The sequence below is a fragment of the Streptomyces sp. MMG1533 genome, from assembly GCF_001279775.1.
Classification (GTDB): Bacteria; Actinomycetota; Actinomycetes; order Streptomycetales; family Streptomycetaceae; genus Streptomyces.
The window spans coordinates 75,460-95,789 of record NZ_LGDG01000028.1 but is presented as its reverse complement, the minus strand read 5'-3'; the positions used below and the strand labels follow the sequence as shown (position 1 = coordinate 95,789).

General features: G+C 72.2%; 16 protein-coding genes and 2 pseudogenes. 6 read left to right on the top strand and 12 right to left on the bottom strand.

What is annotated here, in order from left to right; translation table 11 throughout:
- Positions 1-47 precede the first annotated feature (47 nt).
- The 9 genes and pseudogenes from ADK57_RS06175 to ADK57_RS51950 form a co-directional block, all read right to left on the bottom strand.
- Positions 48-866, bottom strand: a complete 819-nt coding sequence (locus ADK57_RS06175) for an SAM-dependent methyltransferase (protein ID WP_053748317.1) — start codon at positions 864-866, stop codon at positions 48-50.
- A 100-nt stretch (positions 867-966) separates the two neighbouring features.
- Entirely contained in the window at positions 967-1,824 is an 858-nt protein-coding gene (locus ADK57_RS06170) for an aldo/keto reductase (protein ID WP_053748316.1), read from the bottom strand.
- Between the two features lie 209 nt (positions 1,825-2,033).
- Positions 2,034-3,305 (bottom strand): ABC transporter substrate-binding protein, encoded by a 1,272-nt coding sequence (locus tag ADK57_RS06165; RefSeq protein ID WP_053748315.1) that lies wholly within the window; start codon positions 3,303-3,305, stop codon positions 2,034-2,036.
- Entirely contained in the window at positions 3,302-4,420 is a 1,119-nt protein-coding gene (locus tag ADK57_RS06160) for a branched-chain amino acid ABC transporter permease (RefSeq protein WP_053748314.1), read from the bottom strand. Before ADK57_RS06160 ends, ADK57_RS06165 begins: the two co-directional genes overlap by 4 nt.
- Positions 4,413-5,309: a branched-chain amino acid ABC transporter permease gene (locus ADK57_RS06155; RefSeq protein WP_053748313.1), complete on the bottom strand. Its 897-nt coding sequence runs from the start codon at positions 5,307-5,309 to the stop codon at positions 4,413-4,415. Before ADK57_RS06155 ends, ADK57_RS06160 begins: the two co-directional genes overlap by 8 nt.
- The gene (locus tag ADK57_RS06150) at positions 5,306-6,121 is read right to left on the bottom strand and encodes an ABC transporter ATP-binding protein (protein WP_053748312.1); all 816 of its coding nucleotides are present in this window, start codon (positions 6,119-6,121) and stop codon (positions 5,306-5,308) included. Before ADK57_RS06150 ends, ADK57_RS06155 begins: the two co-directional genes overlap by 4 nt.
- Positions 6,118-6,921 carry an ABC transporter ATP-binding protein gene (locus ADK57_RS06145; RefSeq protein ID WP_053748311.1) on the bottom strand — a complete coding sequence of 268 codons (804 nt, stop codon included), beginning with the start codon at positions 6,919-6,921 and terminating at the stop codon, positions 6,118-6,120. The genes ADK57_RS06150 and ADK57_RS06145 overlap by 4 nt, the downstream gene beginning before the upstream one ends.
- Before the next feature lie 172 nt (positions 6,922-7,093).
- Complete coding sequence (locus ADK57_RS06140; protein WP_053748310.1) at positions 7,094-8,368, bottom strand: PucR family transcriptional regulator; 1,275 nt, start codon at positions 8,366-8,368, stop codon at positions 7,094-7,096.
- 133 nt (positions 8,369-8,501) lie between these two features.
- Positions 8,502-10,034 (bottom strand): annotated as a pseudogene (locus tag ADK57_RS51950) (helix-turn-helix transcriptional regulator).
- 505 nt (positions 10,035-10,539) lie between these two features.
- On the opposite strand from ADK57_RS51950, the pseudogene tnpA reads away from it, so the two are divergent.
- A pseudogene (gene tnpA, locus ADK57_RS06120) lies at positions 10,540-10,767 on the top strand (IS200/IS605 family transposase); the annotation flags it as partial.
- 206 nt (positions 10,768-10,973) lie between these two features.
- The gene (locus tag ADK57_RS06115) at positions 10,974-11,855 is read left to right on the top strand and encodes a Gfo/Idh/MocA family protein (protein WP_053748306.1); all 882 of its coding nucleotides are present in this window, start codon (positions 10,974-10,976) and stop codon (positions 11,853-11,855) included.
- A gap of 20 nt (positions 11,856-11,875) precedes the next feature.
- On the opposite strand, the gene ADK57_RS06110 is transcribed toward ADK57_RS06115, so the two are convergent.
- Both ADK57_RS06110 and ADK57_RS06105 read right to left on the bottom strand, forming a co-directional pair.
- Positions 11,876-12,208, bottom strand: coding sequence for a hypothetical protein (locus ADK57_RS06110; protein WP_053748305.1), 333 nt, complete (start codon positions 12,206-12,208; stop codon positions 11,876-11,878).
- Between the two features lie 131 nt (positions 12,209-12,339).
- Positions 12,340-13,236 carry a GNAT family N-acetyltransferase gene (locus ADK57_RS06105; protein ID WP_053748304.1) on the bottom strand — a complete coding sequence of 299 codons (897 nt, stop codon included), beginning with the start codon at positions 13,234-13,236 and terminating at the stop codon, positions 12,340-12,342.
- A 309-nt stretch (positions 13,237-13,545) separates the two neighbouring features.
- Between ADK57_RS06105 and ADK57_RS06100 the strand changes: the two genes are divergently transcribed.
- Positions 13,546-14,736 (top strand): glycoside hydrolase family 64 protein, encoded by a 1,191-nt coding sequence (locus tag ADK57_RS06100; protein WP_053748303.1) that lies wholly within the window; start codon positions 13,546-13,548, stop codon positions 14,734-14,736.
- Positions 14,737-14,899: 163 nt separating this feature from the next.
- On the top strand, positions 14,900-15,988 hold the full coding sequence (locus tag ADK57_RS06095) for a PP2C family protein-serine/threonine phosphatase (protein ID WP_053748302.1): 1,089 nt from the start codon (positions 14,900-14,902) through the stop codon (positions 15,986-15,988).
- Here ADK57_RS06095 and ADK57_RS06090 read toward each other — a convergent pair.
- Positions 15,945-18,206 carry an MMPL family transporter gene (locus ADK57_RS06090; RefSeq protein WP_053748301.1) on the bottom strand — a complete coding sequence of 754 codons (2,262 nt, stop codon included), beginning with the start codon at positions 18,204-18,206 and terminating at the stop codon, positions 15,945-15,947. The two genes, ADK57_RS06095 and ADK57_RS06090, sit on opposite strands and share 44 nt — an antisense overlap.
- 218 nt (positions 18,207-18,424) lie before the next feature.
- Between ADK57_RS06090 and ADK57_RS06085 the strand changes: the two genes are divergently transcribed.
- Together ADK57_RS06085 and sthA are read left to right on the top strand one after the other, a co-directional pair.
- On the top strand, positions 18,425-18,631 hold the full coding sequence (locus ADK57_RS06085; RefSeq protein ID WP_053748300.1) for a hypothetical protein: 207 nt from the start codon (positions 18,425-18,427) through the stop codon (positions 18,629-18,631).
- Positions 18,632-18,920: 289 nt separating this feature from the next.
- Entirely contained in the window at positions 18,921-20,324 is a 1,404-nt protein-coding gene (gene sthA, locus ADK57_RS06080) for a Si-specific NAD(P)(+) transhydrogenase (RefSeq protein ID WP_053748299.1), read from the top strand.
- Positions 20,325-20,330: the final 6 nt, after the last annotated feature.

Genomic DNA, 20,330 nt, shown 5'->3' with positions numbered 1-20,330 from the left:
ACGAAGAGATCCCGTGAGGGGCGTTCCCGTGTCCTGCCGGACAGGCCCTAGCGGATGCGGCCCACGCCGCCGAACTCGATCCACTCATGGGTGAGCTGACGGGGCGCCACCTCGGAGTCCGGACGCCAGGTGGAGACCTCGACCAGGCCCGGGTCGAGGACGTCCAGGCCCTCGAACCACTCGGCGACGTCCTTCTCCTCACGCACCCGGCCCCAGTGGCCCTGGGTCGCCTGGTCCATGAAGTTGGTGACGAAGTCACGGACCTCGGGGTCCTCGCTGACCAGCTGACACATCACCATGTAGCTGCCGGGCACCAGCCGTTCGGCCACGCGGCGTGCGACAGCCAGGGGCCCGTCCGTCTCGCTGTCGGGGATGCAGTGCATCACCGAGTTGAAGAGCACGGCGACCGGCTGGTCGAAGTCGATCAGGCGCTGCGTCTCGGCGTGCGAGAAGATCGCGTCCGTTTCCCGCATGTCCGCGTGGATGACGGCGGTCCGCTCGTCCTGCTCCAGCAGGGCGCGGCCGTGGACCAGCACCATCGGGTCGTTGTCGACGTAGACGACGTGCGTGTCCGGGTCGATGTGCTGGGCGACCTGGTGGACGTTGTCCTGCGTGGGCAGGCCGGAGCCGTGGTCCAGGAACTGCCGGATGCCGTGCTCCGCCGCCAGTGTCCTGACGACCCGCTGGAGGAAACGCCTGTTGTTCACGGCCAGCCGGCGCGTGCTGGGAACGACCTTGTCGAGTTCCTCGCACGCCGCCCGGTCGGCCGCATAGTTGTCCTTGCCGCCCAGGTAGTGGTCGTACATGCGCGCGGCCGTGGGCACCGTCGCGTCGATCGACGTGGACAGCTTGTTACCGGTCTCCATCTTTCCCCCAGCTTCGTGCCACGCCAACTGGCCCGGCAGGACAGGGAGTCCATCCTAGGGACCCGACGTTTGCCGATGCCAGTCCACGCCGCCTTCGGTCTCAGACGGCGTCCAGCTCGGCGAGTTCGCCGGCGGTGAGGACGAGGTCCACGGCGGCGGCCGAGTCGCGGATCGTGCCGGGGCGGCTCGCGCCCGGGATCGGTACGACGACCGGCGACTTGGCGAGCATCCAGGCCAGGCACACCCGCTGCGGGCTCACCCCGCGGGCTTCGGCGATCCTCGCGAACGGGGCGTGGGCGGAGCCCAGTTCACCGGCCCGGGAGATGCCGCCGAGCGGGCTCCAGGGCAGGAAGGCGATGCCGAGTTCGTCGCACAGGCGCAGTTCCGGCTCGCTGGAGCGGAAGGCCGGGGAGAACTGGTTCTGTACGGAGACCAGCCGGCCGCCGAGGATCTCGTTGGCCAGCCCGATCCGGGCCGGGTCGGCGTTGGAGATCCCCGCCATGCGGATCTTCCCCTCGTCGAGGAGGTCCCGGATCGCGCCGAGGGACTCCGCGTAGGGCACCCTCGGGTCGGGGCGGTGGAACTGATAGAGCCCGATGGCCTCCACGCCGAGCCGGCGCAGCGAGGCCTCGCAGGCGTCCTTGAGGTGGCGGGGGGTGCCGTCCAGGGTCCAGCTCCCGTCGCCGGGGCGCAGATGCCCGCCCTTGGTGGCGACCAGGACGTCCCCGCCCCGGTCGTGGGAGGCGAGGGCCTTGGCGATGAGGGTCTCGTTGTGTCCGACGTCGTCGGCGTCGCGATGGTAGGCGTCCGCGGTGTCGATCAGCGTCACGCCGGTGTCGAGTGCGGCGTGGATCGTGGCCAGGGAGCGGGCCTCGTCCGGCCGGCCCTCGATGGACATGGGCATGGCGCCCAGGCCGATCGCGCTGACTTCGATGTCACCGATGCGGCGAGTGTGCATGGGCTCGTGACCTCTTTCGGCTGTCGCGCGGTACCGATGGCGTCCGACGCGCCGGACGGGGGTTCGCGGCGGCGCCGGACGCCCTCCAGCCTCGCCGGACCGGCCCCCAAAGGTCCAATAGAAGAACGAGAACGGATTCAGCAGCCGGGCCGCTGAATCCCTTCTCGGTCCTCGGTCAGGAACTGTTCGACGTCAGGAACCGCCCGACGTCAGGAACCGCTCGACGCCAGGTACTCCTCGACTCCGGGGGCACGGTGCGCGTCCTCCACACCCACCAGCCCGCCGACCGCCTTCGGGTCGGGCCGCAACACATGGGTGGACAGGCTTGCGGGCCGTGTCACGTCGGAGAAGTCCTGCGGTGAGCCGAGACCGGTGTCGGCGTTCTTCTGGGCGCGGTGCGCCTTGACCACGTCCTCCCTGGCCAGGCTGCCCGCCGCGCAGGCCTTCTTCAGGTCGGCGCCCAGCAGTTGGGCCGCGTTGTACCCGGACAGCACACCGGAGTCGACCGGGGAGCCGGGGTACTTCTTCTCGTACGCGGCGACCATGCGGCGCACCCCGGGCAGGTCGGAGCTCACGGCCGGAGCCGCACTCACCACGTGCAGCATGGCCTCCAGCGCGGCCGAAGCCGGCGTCTTCATGAGCTGGGGTGCGAAGCCCGGCGCGCTGCTGACGATCGGCACGCGCAGTCCTCGGGAGGCCGCCACCCCGGTCAGGGAGGCGGTCTGAGCCGGCCCCGCACTGATCAGGACCGCCTTCACGCCCGCCTTGCGCAGCGCGGACACCTGCGCGGACAGGTCCGTGTCGGTCGCCTTGATCTTCTGGCCGACGACCTTCAGGCCCGCCCGCGCCGCCGCCCAGCGGGAGCCTTCCAGCGCGTTGTTCCCGTAGTCGCCCTCGAAGTACACGTGGCCGATGGTGTCGCCCTTGCCCAGTCCCTTCTTACGGGTGAGGAAGTCGACGGCCGCGATCATGTCGACGTCGTACGTGGTGCCCAGGACCTGAACGGCGTCCTTGCCGAGGAGGGAGGCAGCCCAGGCCTGCGGGAAGGTCAGCAGCCGGTCGCGCTCGATGTCGTCGAGGAGCGCGGCGACGACGGGCGACCCGATGACCTGGGGCAGCGCCACCACGTCAGCCGAGATGTCGGCGTATGCGGTGACGGCCTTCTGCACGTCGTAGCCGTGGTCCTTGACGACGATCTCGACCTTCCGGCCGCAGATGCCGTCCTTGGCGTTGGTCTCGTCGGCCCACATCTTCTGGGCCTGCACGATGCTCTTGCCGAGGGTGGCGTAGGGGCCGGTCAGGTCGGTCAGGGCGCCCAGCCTGAGGGTGCTGTCGGTGACGCCGGGGCCCGTCTTCACGCCGTCGGCGCCGTCGCCGGTGCTCTGGCCGCCCGCTTTGGAGCTGCAGCCCGCCATCAGCAGGGCGAAGGCCGCGGCGGCGGCTATCCCGGTGAGGCGGTTCCTGTGGTGCTTGACGTTCACGGGGTGGGCTCCTTGGCTCGTACGGCTGGGGTGGATTCGGGGGACGAAGTCGCGGTGGCGGGTGGACGTTCGAGGGGGCGTCGGGTGCGCAGGCGCCGGGTCAGCCCGCGCAGTCCGTCGGGCGTGTACAGCAGGACCAGGACGATCGCCGCGCCGTAGAGGTAGCGGGCCGCCTCGGTCGGGCCGACCACGCCGTCCGTCGTTCCCGGCGCCGCCACCAGGGGCAGCTGATCGGCGTAGCGCGTCATCAGCAGCGGAAGCGCGGTGACGAAGACGGCTCCCGCGGTGGCTCCGGCCACGGAGCCCAGGCCGCCGACGACGATCATCGCGAGGTAGTCGACGGACAGCGCCAGGGCGAAGTAGTCGGGCACGACACGGCGGAAGGCGAGTGCCAGCAGCACTCCGGCCAGGCCCGCGTACATCGAGGACACGACGAAGGCCGCCGAGCGGTACCGGGACACGTGCACGCCCATCACCGCGGCCGCCGTCTCGCTGTCGCGCAGCGCCGCCAGCGCACGGCCGGGGCGCCCGCGCAGCAGGCCGCGCGCCGTGAACCAGGTGAGGGCGAACAGCGCCAGGCCGAGGTACCACAGCCGTTCCGCGGCACCGAACGGCACGCCCAGCAGGACCAGTTGGGGATCCCCGTCGGTGAAGCCCGGCAGCGGCGGGACCGAGCGTCCGTTGAAGCCGCCGGTGACGGAGTCCGCGGTGAGCAGGACGTGGTGGCCCAGGAAGACGAGCGCGAGCGTGGCGACGCCCAGGTAGATGCCGCGCACCCGGCCGGCGACGGGGCTGAACAGTCCGCCCGCCGCTCCGGCGAGGAGCACCGCCAGGACGAGGGCGAGCGCGGGCGGGAGCCCCGGTCCGGGCTCGCCCGCCAGCCAGACGTATCCGTACGCCCCCACAGCCAGGAAGAAGGCGTGGCCGAGGGAGAGTTGTCCCGCGGTGCCGGTCAGCAGGCCGAGCCCGACGGCGCCGATGGCGGCCGCCAGGGAGAACAGGCCGATGCGCAGCCAGAAGGCGTCCAGGTAGAAGGGCAGGACGCACAGCAGGACGACGGGAAGGCCTCTCCTCCCCCAGTGCAGCGCCCGGGTGCGGACAGTGGGTTCAGACACGTGCCGCTCCCTTCGCGCCGAACAGTCCGGTGGGCCGTACGAGGAGCACCAGCACCATCACGGCGTACGGGGCGACGTCGCCGAACCCCTCGCCCAGGACGTGCAGTTCGGACTGGTAACCCACGACGAAGGCCTCGGTCAGACCGATCACCACGCTGCCGGCGAGGGCACCGCCCGGCGAGGTCATGCCGCCGAGGATCGCGGCCGGGAAGGCCTTGAGGGCGATCTGGCCGGTGGTGCGCTCCAGTCCGGGCGCCGGGAACGCGACGAAGAAGACCGCGGCGAGGGCGGCGAGGGCGCCCGCCAGGCACCAGGCGAGGGTGCGCACCCGTACCAGCCGTACGCCCATGAGGGCGGCCGCCTCCAGGTCCTCGGCCGCCGCCCGCAGGGACAGTCCCCAGGCGGTGAACCGGAAGAGGGCGAAGACCGCGCCGATGACCACGGCGGACACGACGATCGCGGCCAGCCTGCTGTCGGCGACGGTCACCGGGCCCAGGTCGTGCACCGAGTCGCCCCAGGGGTCGCCCAGGGACAGCAGGTCGCCGCCGATGCGCCGGGACAGGTCGGTGACGAGCACGATGTCGACGCCGATGGTCACGATGGTCTGCACATGGGCGGCGTGCGGATCGGGCTCGCCGCGCTGCAGCAGGAAGCGGTCGAGTGCTCCTGCGACTGCCGCCGTCACCAGCACGGAGAGGGCCAGGGCGCCGGCGAAGCCGAGGTCGTCGTGCAGGACGGCGGTGAGGTAGCCGCCGAGCAGGAGCAGGGAGCCGTGGGCGAAGTTCAGCACGCCCGACGCCTTGAAGATGACGACGAAGCCGAGGGCCACGAGGGCGTAGACCGAGCCGAGGGCCAGGCCGCTGAGGAGGTTGTCGAGGAGTCCGGTCATGCCATGTCTTTCTGTGGGGCTTCGGTGCCGAGGTAGGCGCGCAGCACCTCGGGGTCGCTGCGGACCTCGTCGGGCGTTCCGTGGGCGATGCGGCGGCCGAAGTCGAGCACGGTGACCTCGTCGGCGAGGCGCATGACCAGGCCCATGTCGTGCTCCACGAGGACGACGGACAGGCCGAGCTCGGCACGGACGTCCCGGACGGTCTCGGCGGTGCGGGCGCGTTCGGCGGCGTTCATGCCGGCCACGGGTTCGTCGAGCAGCAGCACGCTCGGCTCCAGGCACAGGGCGCGGGCGAACTCCACCCGCTTGCGGTCGCCGTACGACAGCAGTGCGACCGGTGTGTCGAAGTGGCCTTCCAGGCCGGTGAGTTCGGCGATCTCGCGGGCCTTGGCGAGGTGCTCGCGCTGTTCGCGCACGGCCCGCGGCAGGCGCAGGGCGCTGGCCGTGAAGCCGGCGCGGGAGTGCACGTGCCGACCGAGCATGAGGTTGTCGGCGACGGTTCCCTCGGTGGTGACGATGTTCTGGAACGTCCGTGCCACGCCGAGGGCGGCGATGCGGTGCAGGGCGAGCCGGGTCAGTTCCGCGTCGCCGAGCCGGACGGTGCCGGCGGCGGGCCGGCACAGGCCGGACAGGACGTTGAAGCAGGTGGACTTGCCGGCCCCGTTGGGTCCGATGAGCGCGTGCACCGACCCGGGGGCGACGGTGAAGGACACGTTGTCGAGCGCGGTGAGTCCGGCGAAGCGCACGGTGACGTCCCGTACCCGCAGCTCGGGCGGCTCGGCGGCCTCGCGGTGCTGGGCGGAGGTGCTCACGCGACCCCCTGGCCGGCGCTTGACGGGCGGTCGGTTCCGGTCTCTTCGCCGAGGTAGAGGCGGCGCACCGCGTCGGTGCGGGCGAGTTCGTCCGCCGGCCCGGACAGCCGGATCTCTCCCACCTCCAGGACGTGGGCGTGGTCCGCGAGCGACAGGGCCATGCCGGCGTTCTGCTCGACCAGCAGGACGGCCGTGCCCTGGGCGTTGATCTCGCGGACCACCTCGGCGATCCGGTACACCATCTTCGGGGCGAGGCCCAGCGAGGGTTCGTCGAGCAGAAGCAGACGGGGGGCCGCCATCAGGGCGCGGCCGATGGCCAGCATCTGCTGTTCTCCCCCGGACAACAGACCGGCGGCCTGCCGGGTGCGTTCGGCGAGCCGGGGAAAGAGGGCGAACACCCGGTCCCGGCCCTCGCGGACGAGTACCGGGCTGCGCCGGCCGAGGCCGAGGCCGCCGCTGCGCAGGTTCTCGTCGACGGTGAGTCCGGCGAACACGCGCCTGCCCTCGGGTACCTGGACGACCCCGGCGCGGACCGCGGCGACGGGGTCCCGGCCGTCGAGCTCGGTGTCGCCGTAGCGGATCCGGCCGCCGATGATCGCTCCGCGGTGCAGCCGCAGGGTCCCCGACACGGCGCGCAGCAGGGTCGTCTTGCCGGCGCCGTTGGCGCCGAGCAGGGTGACGACGCCGCCGTGCGGCACGGTCAGTGACACCGAGCGGAGGGCGGACAGGGCCCGGCCGTAGGCGACGTCGAGAGCCTCGACGTGCAGGGCGGGTTCCTCGTCCGGTGGGCTTGCGGGCATCGCGGCTCCTCGTATCCGTGCCGGGCGGCACGGGCTGCGGGGGAAGGGGAGCTCACGACAGCACGGGCGTCGGCCGCCGGTACAGGGCTCGGGGCGCGGTCGCTGCGCCGTCCCAGTGCCCGCCCGGTGAGCCTGTGCGGATGCCCAGGAGGTACGGGGACGGCGGATGTCCTCAGTCGCGCAGCAGCCGGCCTGCGGTGAGGGCGAGGCTGATCTCCACCACGTCCGTGGGGCGGGCCAGCGAACGTCCCGTCAGATGCTCACAGCGGCGCAGCCGGTTCAGCACGGTGTTGCGGTGGCAGTAGAGCCGCTCGCCGGCCCGCTGCGCGGAGCCGTCGCAGGCCAGCCAGGTGACCAGGGTCTCCAGCAGCACTTCCCGGTCCCCCGGCTCCAGGCGCAGCAGCGGGCCGAGTACCCGTTCGGCGAGAGCCCTGCCGAGCTCCGGACTGGAGAGGACGAGGGCGGCGGGGAGATGTTCGGTCAGCCGGATCGCGCCGCCGTCCGCGGGACAGATGCCGAGCGCGGTGTCGGCCTGTCCGCGGGCGTCGCCGACGCCGGCCAGCCCCTCGACGACGCCGCCGACGCCGATCCTCGCCCGCGCCGCGGGACCGTCCGGCCGGGGCGCCGGCTCCGGCGGTTCGCCGCTGCCGACCAGGACGATTCCGTAGTCCGCCTCCACGCCGGTGTGCCAGTGGACGCGCAGGCCGTCCGGTACGGCCGCGGCCCGGGCGGCGGCACATCCGGTGGGGTCCTCACCGGCGACGGCGACGACGGCGTACCGCCCGTGTTCGGGCAGGTCCAGCACCTGGGCGGTCTCGGGCAGGTCGGCGATGCGGCTGGTGCCGTCGAGCAGGGCGGCGGCCAGCAGCCGTACCCGGTTCTCGCGCCGCCAGGTCAGCTGCCGCTCGACCTGCCGGTAGGCGTCCGCGACGAGGCTGCAGTGCTCGTCGACGAAGTTCCAGACGTCGGACGCCACATGGACGAGGAGGCGTACGTCCTCGGGAGCGGTCCGGGAGGTTTCCTCCACCAGCCCCTGCCACACCAGCGATCCGCCGAGGCGGAAGGCGTGCAACAGGGCGTCCAGCGGCAGCCCCTGTTCGGCTCGGGTGGCGCCGATCTTCCAGGAGCAGCGGCGGGCCGCGTCCCTGGCGCTGCGCGGGTCCAGCAGCGAGGTCACGCTGTGCCGCAGCGACCGGTGCACCTCCTGCCAGGTCCCGACGGGGTCGCCCTCCAGTGCGGCCCGGTAGGCCGGCTCCTGGTCCTGCAGGACGGCCACCAGCCGGTCGGTCAGGTCGGGCAGGTCGTCCAGCAGCACCCGGGCGGCGCGGTGCAGGACGTGCAGGGCGTCGGCGTCGATCAACGACCGCACGCGACGCGTCCGCGGCTGTGGAGCGGCCGGCACCGGTCCTGGGCGGAGCGCTGTTCGTGGCCGTAGGGCGTGGTGCATCACGGTCCTCCCGCACGTTCGGCGGCGTGGCACCGCGCCCGGGGCGGACCCACTGCCGGTCCACGGCCCGTCCCGCGACGCCTGCCACCCGAGTCGTCCTGCCTCGAAGGATGACATACCGTCCGGTCGGTCCCTAGGGTCGTGCACCAGTCTGTTCCGTCCGGTCGACCATGCGCGCCAGTTCGACCCGGGAGCGCAGGCCGAGGGCGGCGAAGACGTTGCGCAGGTGGTAGTCGACCGTGCGGGTGCTCACGGCCAGCCGCAGCGCCACCTCCCGGTTGGTGGCACCCTCGGCCACATGGCGCGCGATGCGCAGCTGCTGCGGTGTCAGGCGGGACAGGGCGTCGGTCCCGGTCGGACAGGGCGCCGTCCCGTTCGCCCGTAACTCCGCGCCGGTCTGCTGCGCCCACACCCGGGCACCGCAGCGGTCGAACCCGACGAGGGCGGCCCCGAGGCGGTCGCGCGCCTCGCGCAGTCGGCGGCGTCGGCGCAGCCATTTCCCGTACAGAAGATCGGTCCGGGCCCGTTCGAAGTCGCCGCCGGCCTCGTCGTGCAGGGTCAGGGCCCGGCGGTAGAGCGCGTCGGCCCCTCCGGCACGGCGAGCAGGGCGCGGCAGCGGGCCAGCTGGGCGGGGGCCTGCGGATCGGCGCCGAAGGCCGCCCACAGGGCGAACTCCTCGACGACCGTCCGGGTGTCGTCGGGGCGCCCGGCGAGCACGGTGGCCTCCACGTAACAGGGCACGGCGAGCATCCACACCGCGAAGTGGCCGCGCCGGGGGCCTGGATGCACCAGCGGGCCGAGCCGGTCGGCAGCGTCGAGCGGGCGGCCGCGTCCGAGGTCGGCGCGGGCTGCCGCCCACTGGACCACGGTGGCCGCCTGGGCCAGTCCGTGCCGACGGGCGGTCGTCAGCGCGGCCGTAACATGCCCGGCGACCGTGGTCGTGTCCCCTTCGATCGACGCGGCCAGGGCAAGCACGGCGTGGTGGTGGGCCGCGGTGTTGCGCTGTCCCGCCCGAAGAGCGGCGCGCAGACCTTGTCCGGCGTGCGTGCGGGCCTGGGCGTGCCGTCCCGCGCGCAGTTCGGCGTAGGCAGGCGCGCAGACCTTGTCCGGCGTGCGTGCGGGCCTGGGCGTGCCGTCCCGCGCGCAGTTCGGCGTAGGCCAGGTACTCCAGGGCCTGCGGCACGAGCGCCACCGCGCCCCGGTTCCGGGCCGCGGCCAGGGCCCGGGCGCCGGCCCGGCGGGCCGCGGCCGGGTCTCCGAGCAGGAGTGCCGCGGCCGCAGACCGCAGCAGTCCGTCCGGCTTCCCGCCGGTGCGGGCGTTCTCCACCACCCGTCGCAGCGGTACGGCCGCCCGGTCCAGGCGTGCCTCCAGTACGGCGCGCAGGCCGAGGGCATGGTCGTGCACCGGGTCGTACGCGCCGCGCCCCTGTGGCACAGCCGCGCTCGCCGGCGGGAGGACCCGGGTGGTGTCGCCGTCGGCGGCCTCGTATGCGAGCGCCCTGAGGCAGGCCGTCCGGTCGCCCGCCGCCCACGCCGCGTCCGCGGCGGCGAGAGAGGCACGGGCGGACCGCTCGGGCGCGTCGGTGCCGAACAGGGCGGCGGCCAGCAGGAGGGACGCGTGGGCGTCACCGACGGGGCCGTCGTGCAACTGGACCAGCCCTCGCACCAGCTCGGTGCGGCCGCGCAGCGCGGCCGGTGCCGCGGCGCCGCCCGTCGCGGCGAGGAGCCGGAGCGCCTGGTGCGGGCGGCCGGCGAGCAGCGCCTGCTCGGCCGCGGCGGTGCACCGCTCCGCCCGGTTCGGTCCGTCCGTCGTCGGCACGGTCCTGGGTCCGGTCATTCCCGCGACGTTACTCAGCCGTAATGAGAGGCGGAAGCCGCACGTCCGAACGGGTGGACGGCTTGTGCCGGTGCCCAGCGTTCCGGGCTGGGGCCCGTGCACCGGCACAATGCCGTCGGCGCCGTCAGGTGCCGTGCGGGCAGTTGCCGCGGTACTCCTCGATCGTCAGGCTCGGCCGGGGCAGCGGGCACAGGAACTGCTCTTGACTTCCGCTCCCCGGGCTAAAGCCCGGGGATTCCTACCACGGTCGGCTGACCGTCTCGGTGGGTTCCTGCTTCACCGCGCTGGGCCGGTACGAGTACCGGTCTTACCTGCACGCTACTGCAGTTGGTTTATGGCTGAGCATCAGAGCATCCGTACTGGTCGGCACTGTGCTTTCGTCCTTCACGCCCACTTGGTTTTCGTGACGAGGTACCGGCACAAGGTTTGCAAGGACGCCCACCTGACGCGCATGGAAGAGATCATGCGGGCCGTCTGCGCCGGCTTCGAATGCGAGCTGGTCGACTTCAACGGCGAGAACAACCACGTCCACCTGCTCGTGAACTTCCCGCCGAAAGTTGCCGACTGGTGGTCGTGCCACTGTCGGCGGGCGCCCCTGGAGCGGGGACCGGCAATGTCACCGGTCTCGTGACGCCGCCCCGGCCCACCGTCATGCCGGGCCTCGGGGGGCTTGCGCGTCCGCCCGGTCGGTGTGACACGCTCACACCCGACCGGGCGGCCATCCGGCACCGGTCGTCACCAGGTGGTACGGCGTTGAGAGGCGGCGGCATGCGCATCGGACTGCTCGGTACCGGTCCCTGGGCCCGGATGGCCCACGCCCCCGCTCTCGGCGGGCACGACGGGCTGGACTTCGTCGGGGTGTGGGGCCGTCGCACGGACGCGGCCAAGGAGCTGGCCGACCTGTACGGCACGCGTGCCTACGACGATGTCGACGCGCTGTTCACCGACGTGGACGCCGTGGCCGTGGCCCTGCCCCCGGCCGTACAGGCGGAGCTCGCGGTGCGGGCCGCGCGGGCCGGGTGTCATCTGCTGCTGGACAAGCCGCTCGCCGCGACCGTGGACGAGGGTCGGGCCGTGGTCGAGGCCGTCGAGGCGGCCGGTGTCGCCTCGGTCGTCTTCTTCACCACGCGCTTCCAGTCGGAGACCGAGACGTGGATCGCCGAACAGGCGGGCGCGGAGGGCTGGTTCACCGGACGGGCCGAGTGGCTGGGCTCGGTGTTCACCGGTGACAGCCCCTTCGCCGACTCGCCGTGGCGGCGTGAGAAGGGCGCCCTGTGGGACGTGGGCCCGCATGCGCTGTCGGTGCTGTTGCCGGTGCTCGGCGACGTCAGGCGGGTGGCGGCGGCCGCGCACGGCCCGGGTGACACCGTGCACCTGGTCCTCGACCACGTGGGCGGCGCGTCGAGCACACTGACGCTGAGCCTCACCGCACCGCCCGCGGCGGCGGGAGCCGTCGTGGAGCTGAGGGGCGAGGCCGGGGTGACGCTGTTTCCGGAGAGCTCCGAGGGAGTCCTCACCGCCTTCTCCCGTGCTGCGGACGCCCTGCTCGAATCCGCCCGCACCGGCCGTCCGCACGCCTGCGACGCCCGCTTCGGACTGCGGGTCACCGAGATCCTCGCGGCGGCCGAGAGCCTGGTGGACGCCGGCTGACCCACCCCCGGGCCTCTCGCTCACCCCTCGTCGTCGAACGGCTCGTCGCTCCACCGGAACCAGGCCCGGTCGCCCTCGATGTGCAGCAGGAACTCGGGGACCGGGCCGTCTGGCGCGGACAGCGACACGCGGCGCCGGACCTCGTCGTAGGCCGCCTCCCACTCCTTCCAGTGGTCCTCGTCGTCCCGGTCCGCCAGGGCGAGTTCGCGGGCGAACAGCTCCTGGACCGCGGCGTACGCCGGACCGGCCGTGAACCGGCCCGCGAGCCACGGAAAGTCGACGTCGTCGATCACGATCTCCCCGACCGCCACGTCGCCGCTGCGCACCCGCCAGACCTCGCCGTCGAACCCCACCGCGCCTCCGTCGCCCACTGCCGATCCACCCGGCGATCAGCATGCCACCCGGCACTGACAGACGGCCCGAACCGTCTGCCGGCGCCGGGAAGACCTCAACCGGTTCAACCAGTTCAACCAGTTCAGCCGGTTCAACCGATGCGGGGCGCCTGGAAGTTGATGCGTTCCCGTACGACGGGGTAGTTCGCCTTGGCGAAGTTGGCGGCCATCGGGAAGTTGCCCTGGTCCGTGGCGGCCGTGACGAACTCCGCGCCCCGCTCGACCAGGAAGTGGGTGCACTCCGCCAGGAGGTCGTAGGCGTAGCCCCGTCCTCGCTGCTCCGGCAGGACCCCGATGAAGCCGATGCAGGGGCCCGACGGGTTGTGCGTCGGAATGTGGATGCCCACCGGGTCTCCCTGCCGGGTGTAAGCCACCTGCCACCACTCCCGAGGCGACGGGCACCAGTGGAAGAAGTCGAGTTCCTCCTGGGCCGCCTGGTCGACTCCGCCCTCCTCGATGGCCCGCAGGGCGTGGACGTCCAGGGTGACGGAGTGGATGCGGCGCAGGGCGTCGCGGAAGACCTCGTCGTCCGGTTCGGGGCGGAAGACGAGACGGCCGGGCCGTTCGGGCAGGCCGCACTCCGGTGTCCACCGGTACAGGAAGCGTTCCACCAGGAGTTCGTATCCGGCCTTGCGGGCGGCGGTGAAGCGGGTTTCGGCGGCGGCGCGCAGGGCGGGTGCCTCGCGCCAGCCCCCGGGCAGGTTCAGTTCGAGTTCGACCTGCCAGGGGGCGGTGCGCAGGAGTTCGGCGCCTGCCTCCTCCTCGCCTTCGGCCACGTCGAACCAGTTGATGTTGAGGGGTTCGGGGTCGTCGGGTCCGCCCCACCAGGCGCCGCGCGCCACGACCGCGCCGTCGCGCAGGGCGACCCGCTTCCAGTCGGGGCGGTGCCGGGTGGTCCGGTGTCCCTCACGTGCGCCGAGCGGGTCGGGCAGGGCGTCGAAGAGCTGGGCGTCGCGCTCGTCGAGCGCGCGGATGACCGGATCGGTCATGGGTGTGTCCTCCGGGATGCATGCTGCGTGGAGCGCTCCCGGTCAGGCGAAGCACGCCGGGGCAACGGAAAGGGAGCGCTGGGTGGTTGTGCACTGCACGGCACTCGCCTCCTTCCGTCGGTCTCCGGGCGTGGCGCCTCACGGTACACCGATTAAGCGGCCCTTAAGAGCGAATTAAACGCTCTCCGTGCCCTGGGCCCGGACGGCCGCCGTCCGTAGCATCGGGCCCGGCCACGGCATGAGAGCGCTCTCAGCACCAGGTGCGGGAACGCCCACGCACATGCCCAAGTACCAGAGGGGAACCCCCACATGACACCTCGTCACCAGCGCGACCTCGGCCGCCGCAAGCTCCTCGTCGCCCTCGGCGGAGCCGCGGTGGCCGCTCCCGCCGTCGCCGCGATGGGCCCTTACGCCCTCGCGGACACTCCCGCCGAAACAGCCGCCGGCGCCCTCCCGTTGACGATCGTCAACAGCAGCGGTTCCTTCGGCAACACGAACGTCCACGTCTACATCGTGGGCAACCTGGACGGCCGGCAGGTGCGCGTCACCCCCGAGGGGACGGTCGCTCCGATCGCCCTGTCCGACAACGGCGCCGACGGCTACACCGACTACGCGATCAGCCTGGCCGGCAGCGGCGAGACCCGGCTGTCGCTCCCCTACCTGTCCGGCCGCATCTATGTGTCGCTCGGCGAGAAGCTGAAGTTCAAGGCCGTCACGGACGGAGCCGGCAACGCCGCGCTGCAGTATCCGGCCGGCTGGGTGACCTCGGACCCCAACTACCCGGTGCTGCACGACTGTGCCGAGTTCACGCACAACTCCTCCGGCATGTTCTGCAACACCACGATGGTGGACATGTTCAGCGTGCCGATGAGCATCCGCCTGACCGGCGCCAAGGACCAGACGACCGGCACGCTGCGGTCCGCGGGACGCGCGGACGCCTTCGCGGCCGTACGGCAGGTGGCGGAGTTCGCGCCGCTGGTCGTGGACGACCGGCGGGTCATCGCACCCGGTCACGGACTGGACGCCGGCCTGTTCCCCGAGAACTACCTCGCGCCGTACATCGACGAGGTGTGGAGCACGTACACGGGCAGAGACCTCACGGTCACCACGAACGCCGGCGCCTTCACCGGCCGGGTGCGCGGCGACCGGCTGACCTTCGAGGGGCCCGCATCCGTCTCCTTCGCCAGGCCGTCCACCCGGGACGTGCTGTTCTGCGACGGGAACCTCGCCGCGCCGAACGACGGCACCACCGGCCCGGTCGCCGCCGTGCTCGGCGCCGGGTTCAACCGCTCGACCCTGCTGAGCGCGGCAGCCCAGCCGACGACCGACGCCGCCGCGTTCTACCGCACCGCGCTCACCAACCACTACGCGAAGGCGCTGCACGCGGTCACCGAGGACGGCAGGGCGTACGGCTTCGCCTTCGACGACGTGGCCGACTTCGCCTCGTACATCCAGGACACGGCACCCACGGGGATACGGCTGACGCTCACGCCGTTCTAGGGCCTGTCCGACGACAACGCCGCAGATCGGCGTGCGAGCCCCGCGTCTGCGGCATGCTCCGCCGGACAGGCCCCGGGCCGGGCATGGGCACGACCGTCGGCCCCCGCATGCGGTGCGGGGGCCGACGTAGGAGCGTTGGGGTGTGAGCACAGTGCGCGGCCGGATGTCGCGCCCCGACCGGGACCGGCGTGGCTGGCTGCGGGGCGCGCCTCCGCCGCGCTGGGTGCGGGTGCTGCCGGCCGCTCTGCTGGCGGGGGTGTGCGGGGCGACCCTGGTCAGTTCCGAGCCGCTGGACATCGGGTTCATGCTGGGGGCCATCCCGCCGCTCGCCGTTCTGTCGTACGGGCCGGCGGCGACGGCAGTGCTCGGCGCTCTGGTCGTGGCGGTGCTGTTCGTGCCGGCCTTTCACCTGAACGATCCCGGCAGCACCGATCTGCTCACCGTCTGCTTCGTGGCGGCGCTGAGCGTGTTCGTGTCGTTCGTCCGCAGTCATCGGGACGCCCAGCTGGTCACCGAGCGGGCGGTGGCTCAGGCCGCGCAGCACGCCGTGATGCCGCCGCTGCCGCCGTGTGTGGGGCCCGTGCGGTGTGCGGGCCTGTATCGGGCGGCGCAGCGCGGGACGCTGGTCGGGGGCGATTTCTTCGACGTGCGGGAGGGGCCCTTCGGCGTACGGGCGGTCATGGGTGATGTGCAGGGGCACGGGCTGTCGGCCGTCGCGACGGTCGCCGCACTGCTGGGGGCGTTCCGGGAGGCGGTGCTCGACCAGCCGGACCCGGAGGCGGTGGCCGCCCGGCTGGACCGCAGACTCGAGCTGGACTCGGCGGGCGAACGGCACTCCGAGCTGTTCGCGACGGCCGTGCTGCTGGAGTTCGCCACGGACGGGCGGGCGGTGCGGATCGTGGCGTGCGGGCATCCCACGCCCCTGCTGCTGCGGGACGGGCGGGTCGTCGAGCTGGACGTCCCGGCCGGCAGCCCGCTCGGTCTCGGACTGTCCGACGCCGTGCCGCCGGTCGGCCGCACGGTGCCGCTGCGGCCCGGCGACCGGCTCTTCCTCGCCTCCGACGGGGTCAGCGAGGCCAGGGACGCGGCCGGCGTCTTCTATCCGCTGAGCGAGCGCCTCACGGACCTCGACCACGACGATCCGGGCGCCCTTGCGGTGGGCGTGTGGGCGGACCTCGTCCGGTACAGCAGGGCCCTCAACGACGACGTCACGATGCTCGTCCTCGCGCCCAGGCGTCCGGAGGCTCACTGACGCTCTCCTGTTCGCCCTCGGTGTCGATGTGCGGGAGGAACCGGTCCAGCAGGCGGGGTGTCCACCAGGCGTGCCGTCCCAGCAGGGTCATCACCGCGGGGACCATCAGCAGCCGTACGACGGTGGCGTCGATGAGCACGCTCACCGCCAGGCCCAGCCCCAGCATCTTCACCACGATGTTGTCGCTGACGATGAAGGCCGCGAAGACGCTCACCATGATCAGCGCGGCGCAGGTGATGACCCGCGCGGTGATCTCCAGGGCGTGGGCGACCGATGCCTTGGCGTCCGCGGTGCGCAGCCAGGCCTCGTGGACGCGGGAGAGCAGGAAGATCTCGTAGTCCATGCTGAGCCCGAAGATGATCGCGAACATCATCATCGGCACGTAGCTCTCGATGGGCACCTTGCCGGAGACGCCGAGCGCTGGCCCGCCCCAGCCCCACTGGAAGACGGCGACGACGACGCCGTACGAGGCGGAGATCGAGAGCACGTTGAGGACGGCCGCCTTGAGCGCGACGAGCAGACCGCGGAAGACGATGAGGATGATCAGGAAGGACAGGGCGACGACGACACCGATGATGAGGGGCAGCCGGCTCGCGACGATGTCCCGGAAGTCGACCTGGGCCGCGGTCGTCCCGGTGACATAACCCTTGGCGTCCGTACCGGAGACCGCGTCGGGCAGGGTGTCGTCGACCAGACGGTTGGTCAGGTCGGTGGTCGTGGCGCTCTGCGGGGACTCCTTCGAGTAGACCGTGGCGAGGAGGACGTCACCGTCCTGGGTGGGTGTCAGCTGGGTGACCGTGGAGGCGCCGGCGACCGAGTCGAGGGTCTTCTGCGCCTGGGAGGTGAGGGTGTCGCGTTGTGACGCCGATGCGGAGGTCTGGTCGATGACGACGGTGAGGGGGCCGTTGGAGCCCGGCCCGAAGGCGTCGGTCATCAGGTCGTAGGCCCGCCGGTCGGTGAAGGACGTGGGGTCGGCACCGTCGCCGATGTGGCCGAGCTGGATGGACAGGACCGGGATGGCGAGGATGACGACGGTCGTGACGCCCGCGGCCAGGAAGCGCCACGGCCGCCGCGCGACCCGCTGGGCGTAGCGGTGCCAGGTGCCCTGGGACGCGGCGCCCGCGGCGGCGTCGGTCTCGGCGACCGGGTGCTTCACCCGGTACCGGTCGATGCGGGTGCCGATGAGGCCCAGCAGCGCCGGAACCAAGGTCAACGCGCCCAGCACGGCCGAGACGACCGTCACGGCGGCGGCCACCCCGAGTTTGCTGATGAAGGACACCCCGGACGCGGACAACCCGGCGAGGGCGACGATCACCGTGCAGCCGGAGACCAGGACGGCGCGGCCGCTGGTGGCGGCGGCCTGCCCCGCGGAGCGGACGGGATCCTTGCCGTCCATGAGGTTCTGCCGGTGACGGGTGATCAGGAACAGGGCGTAGTCGATGCCGACGCCGAGCCCGATCATCGTGGCCAGGGTGGGTGAGACGGTGGCGAAGGTGAAGGCGGCGGCGAGCAGACCGAGGCAGGCCAGCCCGCCGATGACGCTGATCAGGGCGGTCAGCAGGGGCAGCCCGGCCGCGATGACGCTGCCGAAGCCGACCAGCAGGACGACGATCGCCACCGCGAAGCCGATCAGTTCGCTCACCCGGTCGTCGGCTGCGGGCCTGGCCAGTTCGCCGAGCGGACCGCCGTACTCGACCTCGGCACCGGCCGTGCGGAGCGGCTTGACGGCGTCGTCCACGCCGTCCAGGTAGTCGTCGCCGAGGGTGGAGGGCTGTACGTCGAACCGGACCGTGATGTACGCCGTCTTTCCGTCCGACGTGATCGGGCCGACCTTCGACGCCTGGCCGGACAACGGGTTCTGGACGGCCAGGACGTGCGGCAGCTTCTGCAGGTCGCCGACGGTCGTGGACATCTGCGAGCTCAGCGAGGTCAGGGCTTTCTGCCCGTCGTGCAGGACGATCTGGCTGCTGTAGCCGCCCGCCGCCGGGTCGTGCTGCTTCAGGACGTCGAGGCCCTCCTGGGACTGCACGCCGGGGAGGGAGAAGTTGTCGGAGTAGGTGCCGCCGTATGAGTGGTTCAGGGCCTGCAGCGCCCCCAGGGCCACGAGCCAGGCCACGATGACGATCACGAAGTGCCGCGCGCACCACTCCCCCAGCCGCCGCAGTACCCCCGGAGCGGCGGTTTCCCCTCCTTCTTCGCTGGTGTCTGTGGGTGACATGGGCCTGGTCTTCCTGGTCGGCCGAGCCTTCGGTACCCCCATTAGACGCCGGGGTGATCGCCCGGGCATCCCGAGCCGGGCGGGGTGCCGACCGGTCCGTCACGACGACTCCGCGGTCCCTCGGGATGCAGGGTGCGCCCGGGCGTTGAATGGTGATAGCGGGACCGGTGAGGGAAAGCCGGGACCGAGGAACGATCCGGATCCGAGGAGCAGACATCATGCCGACGTCACAACCCGACGCGACCGGGCCGTCCGAGGACCGTGCCACCCCGGACGCCCTGCTCCACGCCCGCACCGGTACGGACGTGTCACCCGAGGACGTGGTGCTCGCCTCGGGCAAGGACCTCACCCCGCGCAACCTGGAATGGGCCCGGCGCAAGCTGGAGGCGGAGGGCCCGGCCGCGCTGGACAAGCTGCTGCCTTAGGGCCCGTCCGGCGGATCATGCCGCAGACGCGGGGCCTGGCGCGCCGATCTGCGGCGTCGACGAGGCACCGCCGATTTCCTGCGGCCTGATCCGCCGGACAGGCCTTGGCGGGCACGCGGCACCGGACGCCTGCGGGAGGCGAGCCGTCCTACGGTCGACCGCCCCGCGGTGATCACAACTGTCGCCCTCCCGCCAGGACTTCACCCGCTCCTCCGTGGTCCCCCCGTGCGGCAGGACAGTTGGCCGTTCGCTCTTTCGAAGCGGACACCGGGACTGCCAGACTCCGGGGGTGCCCGACTTCGACATGCTCGTCATCGGATCCGGTCCCGGCGGCCAGAAGGCCGCCATCGCCGCGGCCAAGCTGGGCCGCCGGGTGGCCGTCGTCGACCGCCCCGACATGGTCGGCGGGGTCTCCATCCACACCGGCACCATCCCCTCCAAGACCCTGCGCGAGGCGGTGCTCTATCTCACCGGTCTCACCCAGCGCGATCTGTACGGCCAGAGCTACCGGCTGAAGGAGGACATCACCGTCGGCGACCTGACCGCCCGCACCCAGCACGTGGTCAGCCGTGAGGTGGACGTCATCCGCAGCCAGCTGTCCCGCAACAACGTCGCCCTGTATGCCGGCACCGCCCGTTTCGTCGACGCCCACACCGTCGCCCTGCGCGAGGTCACCGGCCACGAACGGCTGGTCGGTGCCGAGCACTTCGTGATCGCCACCGGCACCCGTCCCGCGCGGCCGGACAGCGTCGAGTTCGACGGGCGGACGATCATGGACTCGGACAACGTGCTCGCCGTGGAGCGGGTGCCGCGCTCCATGGTCATCGTCGGTGCCGGTGTCATCGGCATGGAGTACGCGTCCATGTTCGCGGCGCTCGGCAGCAAGATCACCGTCGTCGAGAAGCGTGCCGGGATGCTCGACATGTGCGACGTAGAGGTGATCGAGTCGCTCAAGTACCACCTGCGGGACCTGGCGGTGACGTTCCGTTTCGGGGAGACGGTGGCCGCCGTCGAGCGCCACCCCCGGGGCACGCTCACCACCCTGGAGAGCGGCAAGAAGATCCCGGCCGACGCGGTGATGTACTCGGCGGGCCGGCAGGGCCTCACCGACGACCTGGACCTCGACAAGGCGGGGCTGTCGGCGGACGCGCGGGGCCGGATCACGGTGGACGAGCACTACCGCACCGAGGTGCCGCACATCTATGCCGTCGGGGACGTCATCGGTTTCCCCGCGCTGGCGGCGACCTCGATGGAGCAGGGGCGGGCCGCGGCGTACCACGCGTGCGGGGAACCCGTCGCCCGGATGCACAACCTCCAGCCGATCGGCATCTACACCATCCCCGAGATCAGCTTCGTGGGCCGGACCGAGGACCAGCTCACGGAGGACCGGGTGCCGTTCGAGGTCGGCATCTCCCGCTACCGGGAACTGGCCCGCGGTCAGATCATGGGCGACTCGCACGGCATGCTGAAGCTGCTGGTCTCCTCCGAGGACCGCACCCTGCTCGGCGTGCACTGCTTCGGCACCGGCGCCACCGAGCTCATCCACATCGGACAGTCCGTGATGGGCTGCGGCGGCACCGTCGACTACCTGGTCGACGCCGTGTTCAACTACCCGACGCTCGCGGAGTCCTACAAGGTCGCCGCCCTGGACGCCACCAACAAGCTCCGTCTCATCGACCGGATCGGGGACTGAGCGTCC

What these genes read in the sequence shown, in the direction of transcription:
- ADK57_RS06095 (WP_053748302.1), top strand. Translation starts at nt 14,900, where the DNA reads ATGTCGCGCCCCGACCGGGACCGGCGTGGCTGGCTGCGGGGCGCGCCT.
- ADK57_RS06175 (WP_053748317.1), bottom strand. Translation starts at nt 866, where the DNA reads ATGGAGACCGGTAACAAGCTGTCCACGTCGATCGACGCGACGGTGCCC.
- ADK57_RS06115 (WP_053748306.1), top strand. Translation starts at nt 10,974, where the DNA reads ATGCGCATCGGACTGCTCGGTACCGGTCCCTGGGCCCGGATGGCCCAC.
- ADK57_RS06170 (WP_053748316.1), bottom strand. Translation starts at nt 1,824, where the DNA reads ATGCACACTCGCCGCATCGGTGACATCGAAGTCAGCGCGATCGGCCTG.
- ADK57_RS06085 (WP_053748300.1), top strand. Translation starts at nt 18,425, where the DNA reads ATGCCGACGTCACAACCCGACGCGACCGGGCCGTCCGAGGACCGTGCC.
- ADK57_RS06145 (WP_053748311.1), bottom strand. Translation starts at nt 6,921, where the DNA reads ATGCCCGCAAGCCCACCGGACGAGGAACCCGCCCTGCACGTCGAGGCT.
- ADK57_RS06090 (WP_053748301.1), bottom strand. Translation starts at nt 18,206, where the DNA reads ATGTCACCCACAGACACCAGCGAAGAAGGAGGGGAAACCGCCGCTCCG.
- ADK57_RS06155 (WP_053748313.1), bottom strand. Translation starts at nt 5,309, where the DNA reads ATGACCGGACTCCTCGACAACCTCCTCAGCGGCCTGGCCCTCGGCTCG.
- ADK57_RS06140 (WP_053748310.1), bottom strand. Translation starts at nt 8,368, where the DNA reads ATGCACCACGCCCTACGGCCACGAACAGCGCTCCGCCCAGGACCGGTG.
- ADK57_RS06100 (WP_053748303.1), top strand. Translation starts at nt 13,546, where the DNA reads ATGACACCTCGTCACCAGCGCGACCTCGGCCGCCGCAAGCTCCTCGTC.
- ADK57_RS06105 (WP_053748304.1), bottom strand. Translation starts at nt 13,236, where the DNA reads ATGACCGATCCGGTCATCCGCGCGCTCGACGAGCGCGACGCCCAGCTC.